General features: G+C 60.1%; 15 protein-coding genes and 1 tRNA gene. 10 read left to right on the top strand and 6 right to left on the bottom strand.

Annotated features, from left to right (window positions below; translation table 11 throughout):
• Positions 1-220 precede the first annotated feature (220 nt).
• Both RZS28_RS03505 and RZS28_RS03500 read left to right on the top strand, forming a co-directional pair.
• Positions 221-466 (top strand): hypothetical protein, encoded by a 246-nt coding sequence (locus RZS28_RS03505; protein WP_407339822.1) that lies wholly within the window; start codon positions 221-223, stop codon positions 464-466.
• A gap of 528 nt (positions 467-994) precedes the next feature.
• Positions 995-1,201, top strand: a complete 207-nt coding sequence (locus RZS28_RS03500; RefSeq protein ID WP_407339821.1) for a hypothetical protein — start codon at positions 995-997, stop codon at positions 1,199-1,201.
• 61 nt (positions 1,202-1,262) lie between these two features.
• On the opposite strand, the gene RZS28_RS03495 is transcribed toward RZS28_RS03500, so the two are convergent.
• The 5 genes from RZS28_RS03495 to RZS28_RS03475 form a co-directional block, all read right to left on the bottom strand.
• Complete coding sequence (locus tag RZS28_RS03495; protein ID WP_407339820.1) at positions 1,263-2,183, bottom strand: LysR family transcriptional regulator; 921 nt, start codon at positions 2,181-2,183, stop codon at positions 1,263-1,265.
• 114 nt (positions 2,184-2,297) lie between these two features.
• Positions 2,298-3,368, bottom strand: coding sequence for a YeiH family protein (locus tag RZS28_RS03490; RefSeq protein ID WP_407339819.1), 1,071 nt, complete (start codon positions 3,366-3,368; stop codon positions 2,298-2,300).
• 394 nt (positions 3,369-3,762) lie between these two features.
• Entirely contained in the window at positions 3,763-4,122 is a 360-nt protein-coding gene (locus tag RZS28_RS03485; RefSeq protein WP_407339818.1) for a carboxymuconolactone decarboxylase family protein, read from the bottom strand.
• Positions 4,119-7,385, bottom strand: a complete 3,267-nt coding sequence (locus RZS28_RS03480) for an efflux RND transporter permease subunit (RefSeq protein ID WP_407339817.1) — start codon at positions 7,383-7,385, stop codon at positions 4,119-4,121. Before RZS28_RS03480 ends, RZS28_RS03485 begins: the two co-directional genes overlap by 4 nt.
• Positions 7,382-8,347, bottom strand: coding sequence for an efflux RND transporter periplasmic adaptor subunit (locus RZS28_RS03475; RefSeq protein ID WP_407339816.1), 966 nt, complete (start codon positions 8,345-8,347; stop codon positions 7,382-7,384). The genes RZS28_RS03480 and RZS28_RS03475 overlap by 4 nt, the downstream gene beginning before the upstream one ends.
• 61 nt (positions 8,348-8,408) lie before the next feature.
• Here RZS28_RS03475 and RZS28_RS03470 point away from each other — a divergent pair, with 61 nt between their 5' ends.
• The 4 genes from RZS28_RS03470 to RZS28_RS03455 all read left to right on the top strand — a co-directional run bounded on the left by RZS28_RS03470 (position 8,409) and on the right by RZS28_RS03455 (position 11,942).
• Positions 8,409-8,717 carry an ArsR/SmtB family transcription factor gene (locus RZS28_RS03470; RefSeq protein ID WP_407341032.1) on the top strand — a complete coding sequence of 103 codons (309 nt, stop codon included), beginning with the start codon at positions 8,409-8,411 and terminating at the stop codon, positions 8,715-8,717.
• A 28-nt stretch (positions 8,718-8,745) separates the two neighbouring features.
• The gene (locus RZS28_RS03465) at positions 8,746-8,949 is read left to right on the top strand and encodes a DUF2892 domain-containing protein (RefSeq protein WP_407339815.1); all 204 of its coding nucleotides are present in this window, start codon (positions 8,746-8,748) and stop codon (positions 8,947-8,949) included.
• 86 nt (positions 8,950-9,035) lie between these two features.
• Positions 9,036-10,343, top strand: coding sequence for an NAD(P)/FAD-dependent oxidoreductase (locus tag RZS28_RS03460; protein ID WP_407339814.1), 1,308 nt, complete (start codon positions 9,036-9,038; stop codon positions 10,341-10,343).
• 1,323 nt (positions 10,344-11,666) lie between these two features.
• Entirely contained in the window at positions 11,667-11,942 is a 276-nt protein-coding gene (locus RZS28_RS03455) for a hypothetical protein (protein WP_407339813.1), read from the top strand.
• A gap of 968 nt (positions 11,943-12,910) precedes the next feature.
• Here the strand turns inward: RZS28_RS03455 and RZS28_RS03450 are convergent.
• A tRNA-Thr gene (locus RZS28_RS03450) sits at positions 12,911-12,985 on the bottom strand.
• 179 nt (positions 12,986-13,164) lie between these two features.
• On the opposite strand from RZS28_RS03450, the gene RZS28_RS03445 reads away from it, so the two are divergent.
• The 4 genes from RZS28_RS03445 to RZS28_RS03430 all read left to right on the top strand — a co-directional run bounded on the left by RZS28_RS03445 (position 13,165) and on the right by RZS28_RS03430 (position 17,351).
• Entirely contained in the window at positions 13,165-13,362 is a 198-nt protein-coding gene (locus RZS28_RS03445; RefSeq protein WP_407339812.1) for a hypothetical protein, read from the top strand.
• A 27-nt stretch (positions 13,363-13,389) separates the two neighbouring features.
• Entirely contained in the window at positions 13,390-14,685 is a 1,296-nt protein-coding gene (murA, locus tag RZS28_RS03440; protein WP_407339811.1) for a UDP-N-acetylglucosamine 1-carboxyvinyltransferase, read from the top strand.
• 310 nt (positions 14,686-14,995) lie between these two features.
• The gene (locus RZS28_RS03435) at positions 14,996-15,457 is read left to right on the top strand and encodes a DUF2948 family protein (protein ID WP_407339810.1); all 462 of its coding nucleotides are present in this window, start codon (positions 14,996-14,998) and stop codon (positions 15,455-15,457) included.
• Positions 15,458-15,533: 76 nt separating this feature from the next.
• Positions 15,534-17,351: an aminopeptidase P family protein gene (locus RZS28_RS03430; protein WP_407339809.1), complete on the top strand. Its 1,818-nt coding sequence runs from the start codon at positions 15,534-15,536 to the stop codon at positions 17,349-17,351.
• Positions 17,352-17,506: the final 155 nt, after the last annotated feature.

The following is a 17,506-nucleotide window of genomic DNA, read 5'->3' as shown; positions in this document are numbered from 1 at the left end:
GCGACTCTGGCGGGCGCTGAAACGAAATTCATTGGCGTAGCCCGTGCGAGTATTATAGTAGGGAATGTTCTGATAGGGCGTGCCGATATCCGCGCCGATGAAGCGGCTTCGGAAAACGCTTTCCAGTGCTAGGAAGCCGCCGGGCGTGATGCTGACGCCATTTACGTAAAGGCTCGGCGAACCCGCCGCCGGTAGGCCGCGAATTCCGGATTCCGTCGCCGTGAGGCCCTGCTGCGGGGCGCCGCCAAGCGCGCCAACGCAACCGCGGGGACCGCTCCATAGGGCGCGCCCGGCGGCGGAGCTGGCGGCGCTGCTGCGCCGCGACGTTTCGGATCTGAACCTGAGTTTCTTTCTGCTTGCGCGCCTGCTCGTTGACCTTCTCTTCGAGCTTCTTCAGCTGCGCCTTGAGCAAGCGAATTTCATCGGCCGTATCGTCCGCCCGGGCGGCGCCATGGAAGACGATTAGAGCGCTTGCGGCGCTCGCCATAAGGATTGTTGTGTTATGTCGTAATGTCATGGGTGGCTCCCCTTCATGCTGGTCGCAACAAGTAGAGTATCGCAAGCATATAGTTATATGACGGTTTTGTTACATATAACTATCTCTTAACGCCTACATACCGACCTATACTTTAGCTAGTTGAATATAGACGCATTCACAACCAGCTATTTCAGAAGTGAAGCCTATTTAGAACCAATGTGGCCGATCGGTCACACCGATGGCGTACCTTAGATCTTTAGATACAAATTTAATATTACAATGTAAGTGCGGCAATGCGTATCAAAAAGTTATAAAACTTATTTTATAAAACTTATTTCATGAAGTTAGCTTTATGAAATAGACTTATACATTTTATTATACAGCTGCGGCAGCTTAAATCTGGCATTATAAGAAGAATTCATGTGTCCTTCCGAAGCAGTTAGGTTGCAATGCAATAGGTCATGGCGCGCCCAACGAGAATTTGGGCGTCGACGGCTCGGAAGAACGGCGCTCACCATGCAGCGATACCGCCTCCTCCCGGCATTCTCAGTTTCTCTTGCTTTCCTGCGTGATCATCGCTTCACAAGCGTCGGCAATGACGGCGTTCAGGGACAATGGTTTGAACAACCGCTTGGCCGTTACTACGCCGAAGAGGCCGATGTGCGGCGCTGTTGCATCGTCGCGGTGGCGCATCTAGGGCCCAGGCTCATAAGCAATAGCTGACTGTTGCGGCGAGGCAGACGGCGGCGAGGAAGATCGCGGCGTCTCGGCCGTAGCGCGTCGGTCATCTGTTTGGACCATTGGTCCGAGATTGGGCCTCGGACAAATCCTGATTAAACGCGGAAACCAACGCTTCTGCGGCCTTTCCGCGATAGCGCCCACGGTGACGCAGGAGAAAGAAGGGCCGCTTCGGTAGTACAAAACCGACCTGGCTCAGCGCGCCAGAACGCAGGCTTGGCGCAGCGACGAGCTCCGAAATTGCGGTCGCGCCAGCGCCGGCCTCGACGGCTGAGCGGACCGCCTCGTTGGAAGGCAGCTCAAGCACGGTTTTGAGAAGATGCGGCGCGACGCCCATCTTTCCAAGCGCCGCTTCGAACACAGAGCGGGTCCCGGATCCCGGCTCGCGGAGCACCCAATCCGATTGCATCAAGTCGTCTGGAACGAGGCTTTGACGGTCGGCCCAGGGATGATCCGGGGCGACAACCAAAATGAGGCTGTCGGATGTAATCTCCTCAGACGATAGCGCTGGCTCGTCCACCACGCCCTCGACGAGGCCGATCTCGGCCTCGCCCGCCGCAACGCCCTTGGCGACCTCCGCCGTATTGCCGATGGCGAGCCGTATCTCGATCCCCGGATATGCCCGACGGAACGCGACAAGGCGCTGAGGCAACCAATAACTTGCGATCGTCTGGCTTGCCGCTATGGCCAGCAGGCCGCGCTTTAGCCCGGCGAGCTCCGCCAGCGCCAATTCGGCGGCGGAAGCGCGCGCAACGACGGCGCGCGCCTCGTCCAGGAACAGCCGGCCGGCATCGGTCAGCTCAATGCCGCGGCCGATCCGATGGAACAGGGGCGTGGAATAGGCAGCCTCGAGCGCCGCGACGGCGGCGCTCGCCGCCGATTGGGTGAGGCCCAGCGCATCCGCGGCGCGCGTCATGTGTTCACGCTCAGCGACCGCAATGAACACGCGAAGCTGTTCGAGCGTCACAGCGACTCCGTTGGAGCATTTTCTGCTTCAGCCTGAGACATGAATATGCTCTGCCGTTTTGACTGTCCGCATTTTCTTAAACGCGAACTAAGATCCGTTTCGCTTGAACATGCTCTAACCGGCCAGCTTGACTAACAGCAAGCTAAACGCAGAAATAAACAGCCAGGACGCCGCCCCGAGCAGCAGCGGTCTCACTCCCTTGGCCTTAAGCTTACGAATGTCGGTTTCGAGCCCCATAGCGGCCAATGACGCCGATAAAAGGAAGGTCGTGAGCTGGATGATCCAAGCTTTCGTCGGTCCCGGAATTGCGATCGCGCTGTTGACGGCGACAAGAACTATGAAGCCAAGCACGAACCATGGCATCGGCGGCGTCCGGCGAAGCTGCCCATGAGCATGCGCCACACGGCGCCGCGCAGAGTAGAAGCCCAACGCGATGACCATTGGCGCCAGCATCATGACGCGGCTGAGCTTGGCGATCGTGCCGAACTCGCCGGCCTGCCGGCCGTCCTGGAAAGTCGCCGCGATGACCTGAGCGATCTCGTGGATAGAGGCGCCAGCCCACAATCCATAGGCGTGCGGATCAAGGTGGAGAAGCGTTGGCAGCGCAGGATAGAGGAACATCGAGATAGAGCCAAACACGGTGACGCAGGCGACCGCGTAAGCAACGTCTTCATCATGCGCCTCGGTTACTGTGTTGGTGGCGATCACGGCGGAGGCGCCGCAGATCGACGTGCCGGCGCCGATAAGCTCGGCGAGCTTGCGCTCGACGCCGATGATGTGGCCCAGCCATTTCGTAAAGAGGAAGGTTGCGATCAGTGTCGCCATGATGATGGCGATCCCCGCGCCGCCGACCTCCGCCACTTGGCTTGCCGTCAATTGAAGTCCGAGCAGAACGATTGCCAAACGCAGGACCCTCTTCAGGGTGAAGGTTACGCCCGCCTTGGCGCGTCGTGGCGTGCCTAAGATATTGTGGAAGGCGATCCCTATGATGATCGCCAGAATCATTGGGCTGAAGGTTGAGACGCCTGGTATTTCGCGGAGCGCGAATGCTAGGCCCGCGATCAGGCCAGTCAAAAACAAGCCCGGCCAAATCCCCGTCGCGTAGCCGGGGTGTGAACGCACGACTCGCGCAGGTCCTCCCAATATCGATGGATCAGGGGCGGCTGGAACTGCATCCATGGTCATGACGGTGATCTCCGGCGAATGTGATCGATTAGGATAATTGCTTAGCGCTGCGCCAAAAGGCGCCGCGCGCCGCGGTTTACGATTCAATCTGCGCGCGGAATGATCAATTCGTCCAACGAATTGATGTTATTATCTCAATCGATATTTTCGATTAATTTGCGCGGTCGAACGGAGCCAGGTCGGCCTAAGAGGATTTGACGACGACGTCGTCGCTTCGGCGGACGAATTCACGCATGGCGATGGTCCGAAGCGACCGCCTTTTCAGGTGCGCCGCATCATGGCTTTACTCTCGCGCCTCCGTCCATGGCGGCAAAGCAAAAGAGGCATTATCCGATTGAGGTAGAATTTCATGGCCCGCCTAACCTCCACGCCAATGGATTTTTGATCGAAGGTCCTATTCGGCGGCGTCCTTGGCTCCGGCGAACTGATCAAAGGCGCCGAGTGCGTGGCTCGCATACATCACCGAAGGACCAGCGCCCATGTAGATCGCCATGCCGAGCGTCTCAAGCACCTCTTCGCGCGTCGCGCCTTGCGCGACGGCCGCCTTGATATGGAAAGCGATGCAATCGTCGCAACGCACCGCCACAGAGATGCCGAGCGCGAGCAATTCCTTCGTCTTGGCGTCGAGCGCCTTTGGCGCGAGAGCGGCTTGAGCGATCGCGGAGAAAGCCTTCATCACGACGGGGGCGCCGCCGCGCAAAGTCCTGAGATCTGCAGAAAGCTCTGTCGTGAGTTCGGGCCAGTTCGTTGTCATGGATGGGTCTCCTTGGTTGAGAGTTCGGCTCCTTGCGCCGCAGCTTCGTCGTCGAAGCCTTGTCCATCGTCCCTCAGCCAGACGTAGATCGCCGGGATCACGAGCACCGTCAGGGCGGTCGACGAAGCGAGGCCGAAGACGAGAGAGATAGCGAGGCCTTGGAAGATAGGATCCGTCAGGATAAAGGCCGCGCCGATCATGGCCGCCGCCGCGGTTAGGAAGATCGGCTTGAAGCGAATTGCGCCAGCGTCGATAAGCGCGCAACGGAGCGTCACCCCCTCGGCGCGGCGGTGGCGGATGAAATCGACAAGCAGGATCGAGTTGCGCACGATGATGCCGGCAAGCGCGATGAAGCCGATCAGCGAAGTCGCCGTGAACGCGGCTCCTAGCATCCAGTGGCCGAGCACGATGCCGATGAGCGTCAGCGGCACCGGCACAAGGATGACGAGCGGCAGCTTGAAGGAGCCGAACTGGGCGACGACGAGCAGATAGATGCCGAGGATCGCGACCACGAAAGCGCCGCCCATGTCGCGGAAGGTCACATAAGTAACCTCCCATTCCCCGTCCCAAAGCAGCGTCGGTTTCGTGTCGTCGACCGGCTGGCCGTGATATTTGATCGTCGGCGGCCCGGCCGCCCCCCAGTCGATGGACTTCAGCGAGTCCTCGACGGCCAGCATGCCGTAAACCGGCGCCTCGAAGCGGCCCGCCACCTCGGCGCTGACCATTTCCGCGAAACGCCCGTTGTGCCGGAAGATCGGGTAGGACGCCGGCTCGTGGGTCACGCGCACAACGTCGCCGAGCTCCACATTGGCGCCCTGGCGCGGCGTTCCGCCGGCGGGCAGCGGCGTCGAGAGCAGACGCTCCCCAGGCGTAAGTGAGGACTTCGGCAGGGCCACTGTGACGTCGATCGGCTTCAGCCCGCTTCCGCGCTGCGAGTAACCGATCTTGACCCCGCCGAGGATTGCGCCGAGCGTGTCATAGACCGCCTGTTCCTGGACGCCGTGGTATTCGAGCGCTTCCTGGTCGATCGAGAACCGCAGCCGGTCGGCGCGCATGCCGAAGCTGTCGTCGACGTCCACGACGAAGTCGATCGCCTCGAAAGCCTTGCGAACATTTGCTGCAAGATCGCGTCGCGCCTGCGCATCCGGCCCGTAGATTTCAGCGAGCAGAGTCGATAGGACCGGCGGCCCAGGCGGAACCTCCACCACCTTGATGGACGAGTGCGGCGGCAGCGGCAGCCCTTCAAGGCGTTTGCGGATTTCGAGCGCGATAGCATGGCTCGCGCGCGCGCGTTCGCCCTTGGGGACGAGATTGACCGAGAGATCGCCCTGTTCCGGGTTCTCGCGAAGATAGTAATGGCGCACAAGCCCATTGAAGTTGAAGGGTGCCGCCGTTCCCACATAGGCTTGCATCGAAGTGAGCTCGGGGAGGTCCTTCAAGCGATCAGCAATGGCTGTGAGCACCCGATCCGTTTTTTCCAGCGAGACGCCACGCGCCAGATCTACGACGACCTGGACTTCCGATTTGTTGTCAAAAGGAAGCAGCTTCACGCGCACATCCTTAGTGGCGAAAAGCACGAGCGAACCGAGTGTGGCGGCGCCGATCGTCAATAGGAAGATTTTCGAACGGATGCGGCCTGTGAGCAGCGGCCGCGCAACGCGTGCGTAGAAGCGGCCCATTGCTCCCACGTCGTGATGGCCATCATCCGCGCCGTCCGCAGCTTCGAAGCGTCTGCGCGCGATTTTCAGAAGCAGCGAAGGCGTGATAGTCATGGCGACGAAATATGAAAAAAGCATCGCCATCGACGCATTCGCGGGGATGGGGCTCATATACGGACCCATCAGCCCGCTCACGAACAGCATTGGCAGGAGGGCCGCCACGATAGTGAGAGTCGCGACGATGGTGGGGTTGCCGACCTCCGAAACGGCCTCGATCGCCGTCTCGACGAGATCGCGCTTGCCGCGCATATGCCAGTGGCGGACGATGTTCTCAACCACCACGATGGCGTCGTCGACGAGAATGCCGATCGAGAAAATCAACGCGAAAAGGCTAACGCGGTTGATCGTGTAGCCCATCAGCCACGAGGCGAAAAGCGTAAGCAGAATCGTCGTCGGGATTATGACGAAAACAACGACTCCTTCGCGCCAGCCGATCGCAAGAGTGATGAGGGCCACGATGGAGATGGTGGCGAGCGCGAGATGGAAGAGAAGCTCGTCCGCCTTCTCGCTCGCCGTCTCGCCGTAGTTTCGCGACACCGTGACGTCGATGTCCTCGGGGACGATCCGGCCCTTCACTATGTTCAATCGGGTAAGGATGTCGCGTGCGACGACGACCGCATTGGCGCCCTTGCGTTTCGAAATCGCGATGCTGACCGTGGGCCGCTTGTCGAGGCCGCCGCTCGCGTTGCGCGTCATGGTCCAGGCGCGCCGGTCGAGTTGGGCTGAGCCCACGCGGACGTCGGCCACATCCTTGACATAGACGGGTCGGCTATCGCGCGAGGTGAGCAGGAGAAGGCCGATATCGGGAACGCCTTGAAGCGTCTGGCCAGCGACTGCAGGGATTGTGCGGTCCTTATCCCGCATGTTGCCGATGAGGAACGAGCGGTTGGCGTTGGTCAGCTTATCGGTGAGCTGCGCGAGGGTCATGCCGTAGAGCGACAGCCGTTCCGGGTCCGGCTCGACGCGGACCTGATTCGGGCTGCCGCCGACGATATAGCTCGCGCCGACGTTCTCGACTTTGCTGAGATCGTGTTGCAGCTCCTCGGCGATCTGGTAGAGGCCGTTGTCGGACCAGCGGTCGGAACGCTCCGGCTTGGCCGCAAGCGTGAGGACGACGGTCGCCACGTCGTCGATGCCGCGGCCAACGATCAGCGGCTCGGGAATGCCCTTCGGCAACCCGGTGATATTGGCGCGGATCTTTTCATGGATGCGCGTCACCGCAGTATCCTCATCGGTGCCGACGAAGAAACGGGCGGTGACGGCCACTCTGTCGTCCAGAGTCTGTGAATAGACGTGCTCGACGCCGTTGATGCCTTTGACGATGTCCTCCAAGGGCCGGGTGACGAGTTCGACGGCCTCGTCGGCCTTATAGCCGTTGGCGGCGACAATAATATCGACCATGGGCACGCTGATCTGAGGATCCTCTTCGCGCGGCAGGGAGACGAGCGCAATGCCGCCCACAATGAGCGCGGCGAGAAGCAGCAGCGGCGTCAGCGGCGAGGTTATGAAGGCCCGCGCGAGCGCGCCAGATATGCCTGGCTTCATGGGCGCGCCACCACATCGCCGTCAGTGAGGCCCGAGAGGATCTCGACCCCGTCCGGCCTCGCCTCGCCTGGCTGGACAACGACCTCCGTTCCATCCTTGAGGCGGACGAAGTTCACGCCGGCGCGCCGGTAGACGTAATCCGCAGGTATTACGATCGTATCGCGCTTGCCCGTCGCCACGTAGACCCGCGTCCGCTCCCCGACGAAGTAGTTTCCAAGCTCCTCCACATCCACATCGGCGATCACCCGGCCGCCCTGGATCTCCGGATAGACAAGGCGCACCTTGCCCCGTCGCATGGTCCCTTCGGCTTCCGTTTGATCGCCCCGCGCGCCGATCAGCACCTGGTCGCCGGCCCGCATGAAGCGCGCGTGCCTTTCCGGCAAAGCAAGCCGCAAGATGTAATTATCTTCGGCGAGCGTCGCGATCGTCTCGCCGGGCAGGACGACCCTCCCCTCCGATACAGGCACGGTCAGCACGCGTCCGGCGCCAGGCGCCAGCACAGCTCCTTCGGCAGCTTGCTGCATAATGACTTCGCGGTCCGAGCGCATGGCCGCCGCAGTCCGGTCGGCCACGTCAAGCGTTGTGCGGGCCTGGTCGAACTGCATCTGGGAGCTGACGCCGCGGCGCCTCAATTCCTCCACCCTATCGAAATCGATCTTCGCTTGATCACGCTGCGCCTGTTGCGACCTAATGCGCGAGTCGAGCGCCTGCATCTGCAACGCGAGCTTTTCGTCGACGACCGTCGCGACCTCGGCGCCGGCGGCGATCCGATCGCCCTCCTTCACCTTGACGCGGATGATCGTGCCGCCGATGCGCGCACGCGCAAGGAGCAGGTGGACGGGCTCGACGGTGGCGATCACCGCCTTGCGGTCGTCGACTTCGCTCGAATGGACGCTAAACTCGTCGGCGCATGCCTGAAAGGCGAGAATGGCGATCGAGAGAAGAATTAGCATGAGGCGCATGATGGGAACCCGTAAAAGAGCACGCTTGACACATACATCAGATTATTCTAATTTAGCAAGTATGAAATTAGTCGAACTTGCAGCGCGGGCCGACAAAGCAGAGGCCTTCCTCAAGGCGATGGCGAACCGCCATCGGTTGATGATCCTGTGCGAATTGCACAAAGGCGAGCAGTCGGTCGGCGTCCTCCAAGAGGCAATCGGTCTGAGCCAGTCCGCATTGTCGCAACATCTCGCCCGCTTGCGCGAGGACGAACTCGTCAAGACGCGGCGCGAATCTCAGACGATTTACTATTCGCTGGCGAGCGAGGAAGCTGGCCAGGTCATCGCGCTCCTCTACGACCTGTTCTGCGCGCCGAAGCGCAAGGGCTGAGAGACGAGGGATTATGAAAGCTGAACCCATGTGTATCGATCGCGCAGTCATGGCCATCGCCGGAACAATAATCCTGTTGAGCCTGGCGCTCTCTCAATGGCGCAGCCCGTACTGGCTTCTGCTTACCGCCTTCGTAGGGCTCAATCTTCTGCAGGCCGCATTCACCGGCTTTTGTCCGCTGGCGATCATCCTTAAGCGACTTGGCGTCAGGTCGGGATGCGCATTCGAGTGAATGCAGATATGCGGCCGAGCCGCCGACGCGGTCAGACAAGACCATAATTCGAACCAAGACCAGAAAAAGCAGGAGAGGAAAGCACTATGCCGAAGATTGTTGTCATCGGCGCCGGAATCGGAGGAATTCCAATGGCGTTCGAGCTGCGTGAGATGCTCGGACGCTCGGCCGACATCACGGTCGTGTCCGATACGGACTATTTCCATTTCGTTCCGTCGAACCCTTGGGTGGCCGTCGGATGGAGGCGGCCGAAAGATATCAAGATCGCCTTGCCTGATATCTTCGCAAAAAAGCGCATCGCCTTTTCCTCCGCCGGCGCAAAACGCGTCGTTCCCGATGAGAACAAGATTTATTTAGGCGACGGCACCTCGCTCGACTATGATTATCTCGTCATTGCGACCGGTCCGAAACTCGCCTTCGATGAGGTAGAAGGGCTTGGGCCGCAGGGCCACACCCAGTCGATCTGCCATGTTGATCATGCCGACGGAGCCTCGAAACAATGGGAGGCCTTCTGCGACGACCCCGGCCCCATGGTTGTCGGCGCCGTTCAGGGCGCTTCCTGCTTTGGACCGGCTTACGAATACGCGCTTTGCGCCGTCACTGACCTGCGCAAGCGCAAGATTCGACACAAAGTGCCTATGACCTTCGTGACTTCGGAGCCTTATATCGGCCATCTGGGATTGGGGGGCGTCGGCGACACCAAAGGCATGCTCGAATCGATCATGCGGGATCGGGACATCAAATGGATCACCAATTGCAAGATCGACAGGATCAACGCCGATAGCGTCGAGGCGACTGAGGTCAATGAGGACGGAAGCGTCAAGCGCACGCACAAGCTCCCTTCGAAGTTCTCGATGTTCCTGCCCGCGTTTCGGGGCGTCGATTGCTTCCGAACCGATGACGGCAAATGGATCGAGGGACTGACCAATCCGCGCGGCTTCATTCTCATCGACAAACATCAACGCAACCCGAAGTACCGCAATGTCTTCGCCGTCGGGGTCTGCACTGCGATCCCACCTGTCGAGCAAACCCCGGTGCCCACCGGAACTCCGAAGACGGGCTATCTGATCGAGACGATGGTGACCTGCACCGCGCACAATATCGCGGATCTCATCGCCAATCGGGAGCCGACCCATGAAGGCACTTGGAATGCGGTCTGCCTTGCCGACTTCGGTGACAGCGGCGTCGCGTTCGTCGCCTTGCCCCAGATTCCGCCCCGAAACGTCAACTGGTCAAGCCAAGGCTATTGGGTGCATCTGGCGAAGATAGCCTTCGAAAAATACTTTTTGCGCAAGATCCGCACAGGGTCGAGCGAGCCCGGCTACGAGCGCTTTGTCATGAAGAAGCTGGGATGCGAGAGATTGAAGCAACCGGCGGGTAAACACGCATCCTGAAGCTGGGAGCCTTTGGTCCGCCGCCAATGAGGCCGCCCCTTTCTATAATGCTCTCGCGAATGGTCAAGCAGCTTTCGGCTGCGGGTTGGATCATCATCTAACTCGCAGCCGCTTATATGCTTGCGACCGAAATCCTGAAAGGCGCCGCGCCCGGAGCTCCGTATCCCGGCTTAGTGACTTTTATCAATAGTCCCGTCCCAACGAGATCATAGAAGCAGTCCCTAGAGCATGTTCCGGCTTTTCCGATACTGTTGCTTCCTCATCTGTCGCGAGGCGGCAGCGCTGTAGTTCTCGCCACTGCCGCAGGGCCAATAGCGCTTCATCATCGTTGTCGGCTCCATCCCGCGCGACGATGCGTTTCGTCGCAAGATCCAGGATCTGATCAAGCCTGCTCGCTAGACAAACGAAGGATTCCGTCGGCCGCGCAGCCAGACCCTCCGCCTCACCATTTCGTAAGCCCGAAAACATTTGCGACAGGCTCCCACCATACGACTCTCCTCGCGCTGATTCGCGATCGCCTCTCCAAATTGTTGCCGTCAGCAATATAGTGAGATGCAATCTTCCGTAATTATCACGAAGCCCGCTAGCTTATATGTACGTCTGGTGAGTGTGACCACAACCGATCAAATTCTACGGAGATACGAAAATGAGATTCGTCACTGCCGCTGTCGCGCTGGCTCTTATATCCACTGCGTCTGTCGTAGAGGCAAGGGAGGCTTACGCAACGCCAACCATGGGCACGGCATGGAGCAATCCTGCAAATAGCGATCCGAAGGATTGGGTGACCACTCTTATTCAGGAGCATGAAGGATACCCGAACCCGAATGGCCGCAGTCGTTGCACACTGGGGAGCCGACAGATCACTGACGCACGCGGCGCCTTCATCGGCTATCATACTTTCAACGTCTGCAGCTAAGCACAGGCGAGCGGAGTCCGTCCCCTCGCTTGAAGTCTGCGGCCTTCGAAACCCGGTTCCGGAGGCCGCAGCTCACGTTTTGGATCCACGCGCAAATTCATTCCAAGCGCTTGACCAGCGCCCTCAGGCTCCCTTGACTATTTTGTATCGCTCGACGGACTGCCTCTATCGTAGCGGCGCTGCCGTGTAGAACTTATCCCATGACGTATCCCTTGATTCTTTCGACAAGAAAGCGCCATCAAAACCTGGGATCAAACACCTATCCCAAAAATAGTTTCACGAGTCAAAATCAATAAAAATCGTTTTATACTATTCCATCTACAAAAATGGCGGGGCGGCGCCTATCATTCTTATCGAGCTCTGTTGTCAATGAACAATACTTGAGCTTTCCAAGAGTGGTGATGACCATGAAAAGCATTGTCATGAACGCGGCCGCTTGGCGGGAAGCGATGTCGATCGGGATGGCCGCCGCAACTTTGGCCGCGTCGATCGGCATGGCTAACGCCCAGCAAATTCACAAGTACCCGACCTATCCCTATTACGGCGCCTATCAAAACGCAGCGCCGCCTCCTGCACTTTCACGCTGGGACCGCAGTCGCTTCGATCGGTCGGGCACGCGGGGCCGCGAAGGCTTGGGTGCGAGCCCGCTGCGCCCAGAAGGTCCTGGCAACGTGTCTGATTGATCGGCAAATCATTGATAATGTGGCTCGTCATGGCTGTTGCATCCGCTGAGTAAGCGACATGACCCGAAGAACCGCCAACATCGCGGCGTCCATTGCCTGTCTCATGCTTTGCGTGCCAAGCAATGTGCTCGCAGGTCCGCGCCACAGGGAGAATCCCCGTATTTTTGTGATGCGGCGAGCTCCCAAGTTTATCCCTCCTAGGTTTATGCGCTGCGAGGACAGAGCCCTCGCGAACCGAAACAATCAGGCTCCGCCGGATTTTAACATCCAATATGGTTGTATCGAACATCCCGAAATGATGGGGGGTAGCCTCGGAGCGATGCTCCGAGGAGAAAACCCCGCGGCCGGCGCGCTTCCATGACGAGAACAGAAAGCGTCTTTCGAACCGCACAAGAGGAGACGCCGCGCCTTTTCGTCGGCTGTCTATGTCTTGGCTTTTCTGCCGCGGTATTGCTGGCCGCAGCTGACGAAGGGGAAGCTCATCACAAAGGCAGAATTCTTAGCTCGAGAAGCTGGACGCGATGCTTGGGCATGTCGCCTCATGGAGAGATCGCATTCCGCATATGCACAAATCGACATGCACCCCTTTACGCCGTCAATCCCTTATCGCAACGGCATCGGGCGTGAGGTCCAGGGGCGCATTGTTTTGATTTATGCACGGGCGGCGGCGCGTTCTGCCGGAATAGGATCTTTCCGGTCCCGCACTCCGCCGGACCTTCCGCCACCCGCACGCAGCCCTTGCGCCTCGTGAGCGATGGCAAGAAATAATCCTGACCGGTGAGTTTGCCCACAGAGGCCGCTTGCGGCGGACCGGCCGCGCAATGCCTCCAGCAGATCAGAACGTCGGAAGAACAAAGCGCACCGATTCCGCACGTTCCGCAAGGCTTTGTTCTTGCGCCGTTCTGCGCATTCCTGCGGAACGGCTTCATAGGTGAAGTCAGTATATCTTTGAAAAACAAAGACTTGAATGGTGCTGCGAGAGAGGATTGAACTCTCGACCTCTCCCTTACCAAGGGAGTGCTCTACCACTGAGCTACCGCAGCCCTCGTATGGGCCTTCATAATGTGTACGAGGCGCGCGCGTATGTGCCATAGGCCCGTCGGTTAGGCAAGCGCGGACCCCTCCGTCTTAGCCGGCCTTGTCTTGGCGGGCGTGCCGTTTTACAAGAAATCAAGGAGATATGCCGCGCCGCCCCATCCAATTGATTTTCGAGGAGGCAAGCATGGGCATTGCTGGCGAGGATGATTCGCCTCGCCCGGACCGTAAGGACGCCGCCGCGCGCAAAACCGCGGAGCGCGAGCGTCTCGCCGAAGCGTTGCGCGCCAACCTCAGCCGGCGCAAGGCGCAAAACCGCGACCGCGCGCGCCAAGCCGCCCAGGGCGAGCTGACCCAAAACGACGCCGCCGCGAAACAGAAATAACGCGGCTTTTCTTAGAACGGGGGATTGATGGATCGCATTCGCATCGTCGGCGGCCAAGCGCTGAATGGCGTCATTCAGATTTCCGGCGCCAAGAACGCGGCTTTGCCGCTGATGATCGCCTCGCTTCTCACGCAAGAGACGCTGACCCTCGAAAATATCCCCAGCCTCGCCGATGTCGGCATGCTGCTGCGCATTCTCGGTCATCATGGCGTCGATCATTCGATCGACGGACGCCGGCTCGGCGCCGCGCCGCACGCGAGCCGCGCGATCCATCTCACCGCCAAGACGATCGTCGACACAATGGCGCCCTATGAGCTCGTGTCGAAAATGCGGGCGAGCTTCTGGGTCATCGCGCCGCTCCTCGCGCGGATGGGCGAGGCGAAGGTTTCGCTTCCCGGCGGCTGCGCCATAGGCACAAGGCCCGTCGATCTTCTCATCATGGCGCTGGAAAAGCTCGGCGCAAGCGTCGAGATCGAGGCGGGCTATGTGCACGCCACGGCGCCGAAAGGGCTGATCGGCGCCGAGATCCATTTTCCGAAGGTGACGGTCGGCGGCACCCATACGGCGCTTATGGCCGCTTCCCTCGCGAAGGGTCACACGCTCATTGTCAATGCGGCGCGCGAGCCGGAGATCGTCGATCTCGCCGATTGTCTCAATAAAATGGGGGCGAGGATCAAGGGGGCGGGGCAGTCCGCCATCGAGATCGAAGGCGTAGGCGCGCTTTCCGGGGCAAGCCATTCCGTCTTGCCCGACCGCATCGAAGCCGGCACTTACGCGATCGCGGTCGCCATGGCCAGCGGCGACGTGGTGCTGGAAGGCGCTCGGGCCGACCTCCTGCAGAGCGCCTTGGACGTCATTGAGCAGGCCGGCGCGACCATTTCGGTCACCAACGAGGGGCTGCGCGTGCGCCGCAACGGCGCCGGGCTTTCGCCAGTCGATGTCACGACGGCGCCTTTCCCCGGCTTTCCGACCGATCTGCAGGCGCAGTTCATGGCCTTGATGACCAAGGCCAAGGGCAGCTCGCGGATTACCGAGACGATTTTCGAAAATCGTTTCATGCATGTGCAGGAATTGGCGCGGCTCGGGGCGCATATCCGCCTCGAAGGCGACGCCGCCTTGGTCGAGGGCGTCGACGAGCTCCAGGGCGCGCCGGTGATGGCGACCGATCTTCGCGCTTCGGTGTCGCTTGTCATCGCAGCGCTCGCCGCGCAAGGCGAAACCATGGTCAACCGGGTCTATCACCTCGATCGCGGCTTTGAGCATCTGGAGGATAAGCTCGGCGGCTGCGGCGCCATCATTGAGCGGCTTTCCGGCGCGGGATAGCTTGATCCGCGCGCCCTTGCGCAAATCCGGCGAGAGGATGATTTTCGCAAGGCGGCGAAGTTTTCAGGGTGGGCCACAGCAAGACAAATTGACCGGCGGAATGACAGCTTCACTTGAAACGGCTCGCCGCTGCTCCCAATTGTCATGCGACAGCGGCGCGCTGATTTTTGCAAATATCTGATTTAGGCGGCTTATTGCGACGCAAGCATTCGCCGATTATTGGCGCTGTAGCCGATCGGCCTTTTACGCCGAGGCGGAAACCGATGGCGTGGCGTTGTGGGCCAGGAAAGCCCCTTAAAGGGAGAGGCCGATGTCGGACCTTCTAAGGTTGATTGCCTTCGACAACGAGGATTTGAAGGTGATCTCGGCCAATCTTCAAGACGCTTTGGTTCGCGTCGGCGACATGGCCTATCTGCCGCGTTCGAAGCAATTTGCGATAGTCGCGTCTCGGTTTGATTGGGTCAAGGCCATGGAAGGCGGCTGGGAGCGTTGCCGCACCGGCCTGCATTTCGAGCGGGTCCTTCGCGCACAGTGCATGGGCTTCGCGCAAAAAGACCATTCCGTCCTTCTCAATCTTCTCAGCGTAAGCTTCGAGGAAACCAACGCTCCGGCTGGCGTGGTCGAGATCATCTTCTCGGCGGGCTGCGCGCTCCGGCTGGAGGTCGAATGCCTGGAAGCGGAGATGCATGATTTCTGCCTGCGTTGGAAAGCTGGCGCGTTGCCAAATCATCCGCTTGGAGAATGGTCGGAGGGCCGCCGCGAAATAGGCTGAGCTTGCGACGCGAGCGGCCGACCGAAAAGCAACGCGGCATGTTGCGGCGGCGGCGAACTGCCTCTACTCTGGCGCCATGTTCGAAAGTCTCTTTCAATCCTTCGAGGATCAGGCCGATCCTTCGCAAGGCGCGGTTCGGATCGCGGCCTTGCGAGCGGAGCTCGATGGCGCCGGGCTCGACGGATTTCTCATCCCACGCGCCGATGAACATCAAAACGAATATGTCCCGCAATCCGAAGAGCGGCTTGCGTGGCTGTCGGGCTTCACCGGTTCGGCTGGGCTCGCCGTCGTGCTGCGCGATCGGGCGGCGATTTTCGTCGATGGCCGCTACGCTCTGGCCGTCAAGGACCAAGTCGATCTCTCGGTCTTCCAACCTGTCGCATTGGAAGAGACGAATCTGGAGAAATGGCTCAGGGAGAATCTGCGTCGGGGAAACCGGCTTGGATATGATCCGTGGCTGCATACGCCGCGCCAGGTCGAGCGCCTCGCCAAGGCGGCCGAGGCCGTGGACGCCGAACTTGTCGCCATCGAGCCGAATCCGATCGACCGGATTTGGAGCGATCGACCGCCGCCGCCGCTCGGCAAGATAAGCCTGCATGCGCGTAAATTCGCCGGCGAAAACGCGAGCAGAAAGCTCGCCCGCGCCGCCGACGCGCTCGCCGACAAGGACGCGCTTTTGGTAAGCGATCCGCATTCTGTCGCCTGGGCCTTCAACATTCGCGGGCGGGATGTGTCGCATACGCCGCTGCCGCTCGCCTATGCCTTGATCTTGAAAGATGGCAAGCCGCGTCTTTACGTCGATGCGCGCAAGCTCGACCACAGCTTGCAAGAGAAGCTTTCGAGCCTCGCCGACATCGAGCAGCCGGCCCGCCTCGAGCGCGACTTGGAAGAACTCGGCCGAGAGGGGAAGCGCGTGCTGTTCGACGCCGCGACCGCGCCCGTCAAACTGACCGAGATCGTCAAGAAGGCCGGCGGCGTCAGCGACGTCGGAGTCGATCCGCTCGCCTTGATGAAGGCGAAAAAGAATTCCGCCGAACTCGAGGGCGCGCGCCAGGCGCAGTTGCGCGACGGCGCCGCCATTGTGCGGTTTTTGCATTGGTTTTCGGTTCAGGCGCCGACCGGCGGGCTCACCGAGATCGATGCTGCGGAAGCGCTCGAAACCTTTCGCCGTGAGACGCGTAAGCTGAAGGACGTGTCGTTTCCTTCGATCGCCGCGGCCGGCCCGAACGCCGCCATCCCACATTATCGCGTGACGGTGAAGACCAATCGGAAGATCGGCAAAGGGATCTTCCTGATCGATTCTGGCGGCCAATATGACGACGGCACAACAGACATCACCCGCACGGTCGCGGTCGGCAAGCCGACGGCGGAGATGCGCGATCGGTTCACCCGCGTTCTAAAGGGGCATATAGCGATCGCCCGCGCTGTCTTTCCGAAAGGCGCCTCGGGCGCGCAGATCGACGCGCTCGCGCGTCTTCCCCTGTGGCGGGCAGGTCTCGATTTCGACCATGGCACAGGGCATGGCGTCGGGTCCTACCTGTCCGTGCATGAAGGCCCTCAACGCATCTCGAAGCTCGGTTCCGCGCCTCTCGAGCCCGGCATGATCATTTCCGACGAGCCCGGCTATTACAAGGCCGGGCATTGGGGCATTCGCATTGAGAATCTGGTTGTGGTCGAACCCCGAGAGATTGCAGGCGCCGAACGCGAGATGCTCGGATTCGAGACGATTACGCTTGCGCCGATCGACCTCGCCCTGGTCGAGCGAAAGCTCCTCGACCCGGAAGAAATCGCCTGGCTCAACGCCTATCATGCGCGTGTGCGCAAAGAAATTTCGCCTCTGCTCGACGATTCCGATGCGCGGCGCTGGCTGAACAACGCGACAAAACGAATTTAGAGAAGCGGGGCGAAACCTAGAGCGCTTCCCGATGGAGTCATCTGATCGAAAAGGAATCGCTCAAATTCAAAGAGTTGGAGCATGTTCTGATCGAAAAAGTCGATCAACTTTTTCGGAACATGCTTTAGGCGCGGCAAGCTGTCGAAAGCGGCAAA

It is taken from the genome of Methylocapsa polymorpha (genome assembly GCF_045689225.1).
Lineage (GTDB): Bacteria > Pseudomonadota > Alphaproteobacteria > Rhizobiales > Beijerinckiaceae > Methylocapsa > Methylocapsa polymorpha.
The sequence above is the reverse complement of the archived record's forward strand: the minus strand, read 5'-3'. Positions and strand labels throughout refer to the sequence as shown.

Coding starts and splice junctions, on each gene's coding strand:
- RZS28_RS03470 (WP_407341032.1), top strand. CDS start 8,409: ATGAAATTAGTCGAACTTGCAGCGCGGGCCGACAAAGCAGAGGCCTTC.
- RZS28_RS03430 (WP_407339809.1), top strand. CDS start 15,534: ATGTTCGAAAGTCTCTTTCAATCCTTCGAGGATCAGGCCGATCCTTCG.
- murA (WP_407339811.1), top strand. CDS start 13,390: ATGGATCGCATTCGCATCGTCGGCGGCCAAGCGCTGAATGGCGTCATT.
- RZS28_RS03455 (WP_407339813.1), top strand. CDS start 11,667: ATGAAAAGCATTGTCATGAACGCGGCCGCTTGGCGGGAAGCGATGTCG.
- RZS28_RS03485 (WP_407339818.1), bottom strand. CDS start 4,122: ATGACAACGAACTGGCCCGAACTCACGACAGAGCTTTCTGCAGATCTC.
- RZS28_RS03500 (WP_407339821.1), top strand. CDS start 995: ATGCAGCGATACCGCCTCCTCCCGGCATTCTCAGTTTCTCTTGCTTTC.
- RZS28_RS03465 (WP_407339815.1), top strand. CDS start 8,746: ATGTGTATCGATCGCGCAGTCATGGCCATCGCCGGAACAATAATCCTG.
- RZS28_RS03475 (WP_407339816.1), bottom strand. CDS start 8,347: ATGCGCCTCATGCTAATTCTTCTCTCGATCGCCATTCTCGCCTTTCAG.
- RZS28_RS03435 (WP_407339810.1), top strand. CDS start 14,996: ATGTCGGACCTTCTAAGGTTGATTGCCTTCGACAACGAGGATTTGAAG.
- RZS28_RS03460 (WP_407339814.1), top strand. CDS start 9,036: ATGCCGAAGATTGTTGTCATCGGCGCCGGAATCGGAGGAATTCCAATG.
- RZS28_RS03445 (WP_407339812.1), top strand. CDS start 13,165: ATGGGCATTGCTGGCGAGGATGATTCGCCTCGCCCGGACCGTAAGGAC.
- RZS28_RS03480 (WP_407339817.1), bottom strand. CDS start 7,385: ATGAAGCCAGGCATATCTGGCGCGCTCGCGCGGGCCTTCATAACCTCG.
- RZS28_RS03490 (WP_407339819.1), bottom strand. CDS start 3,368: ATGACCATGGATGCAGTTCCAGCCGCCCCTGATCCATCGATATTGGGA.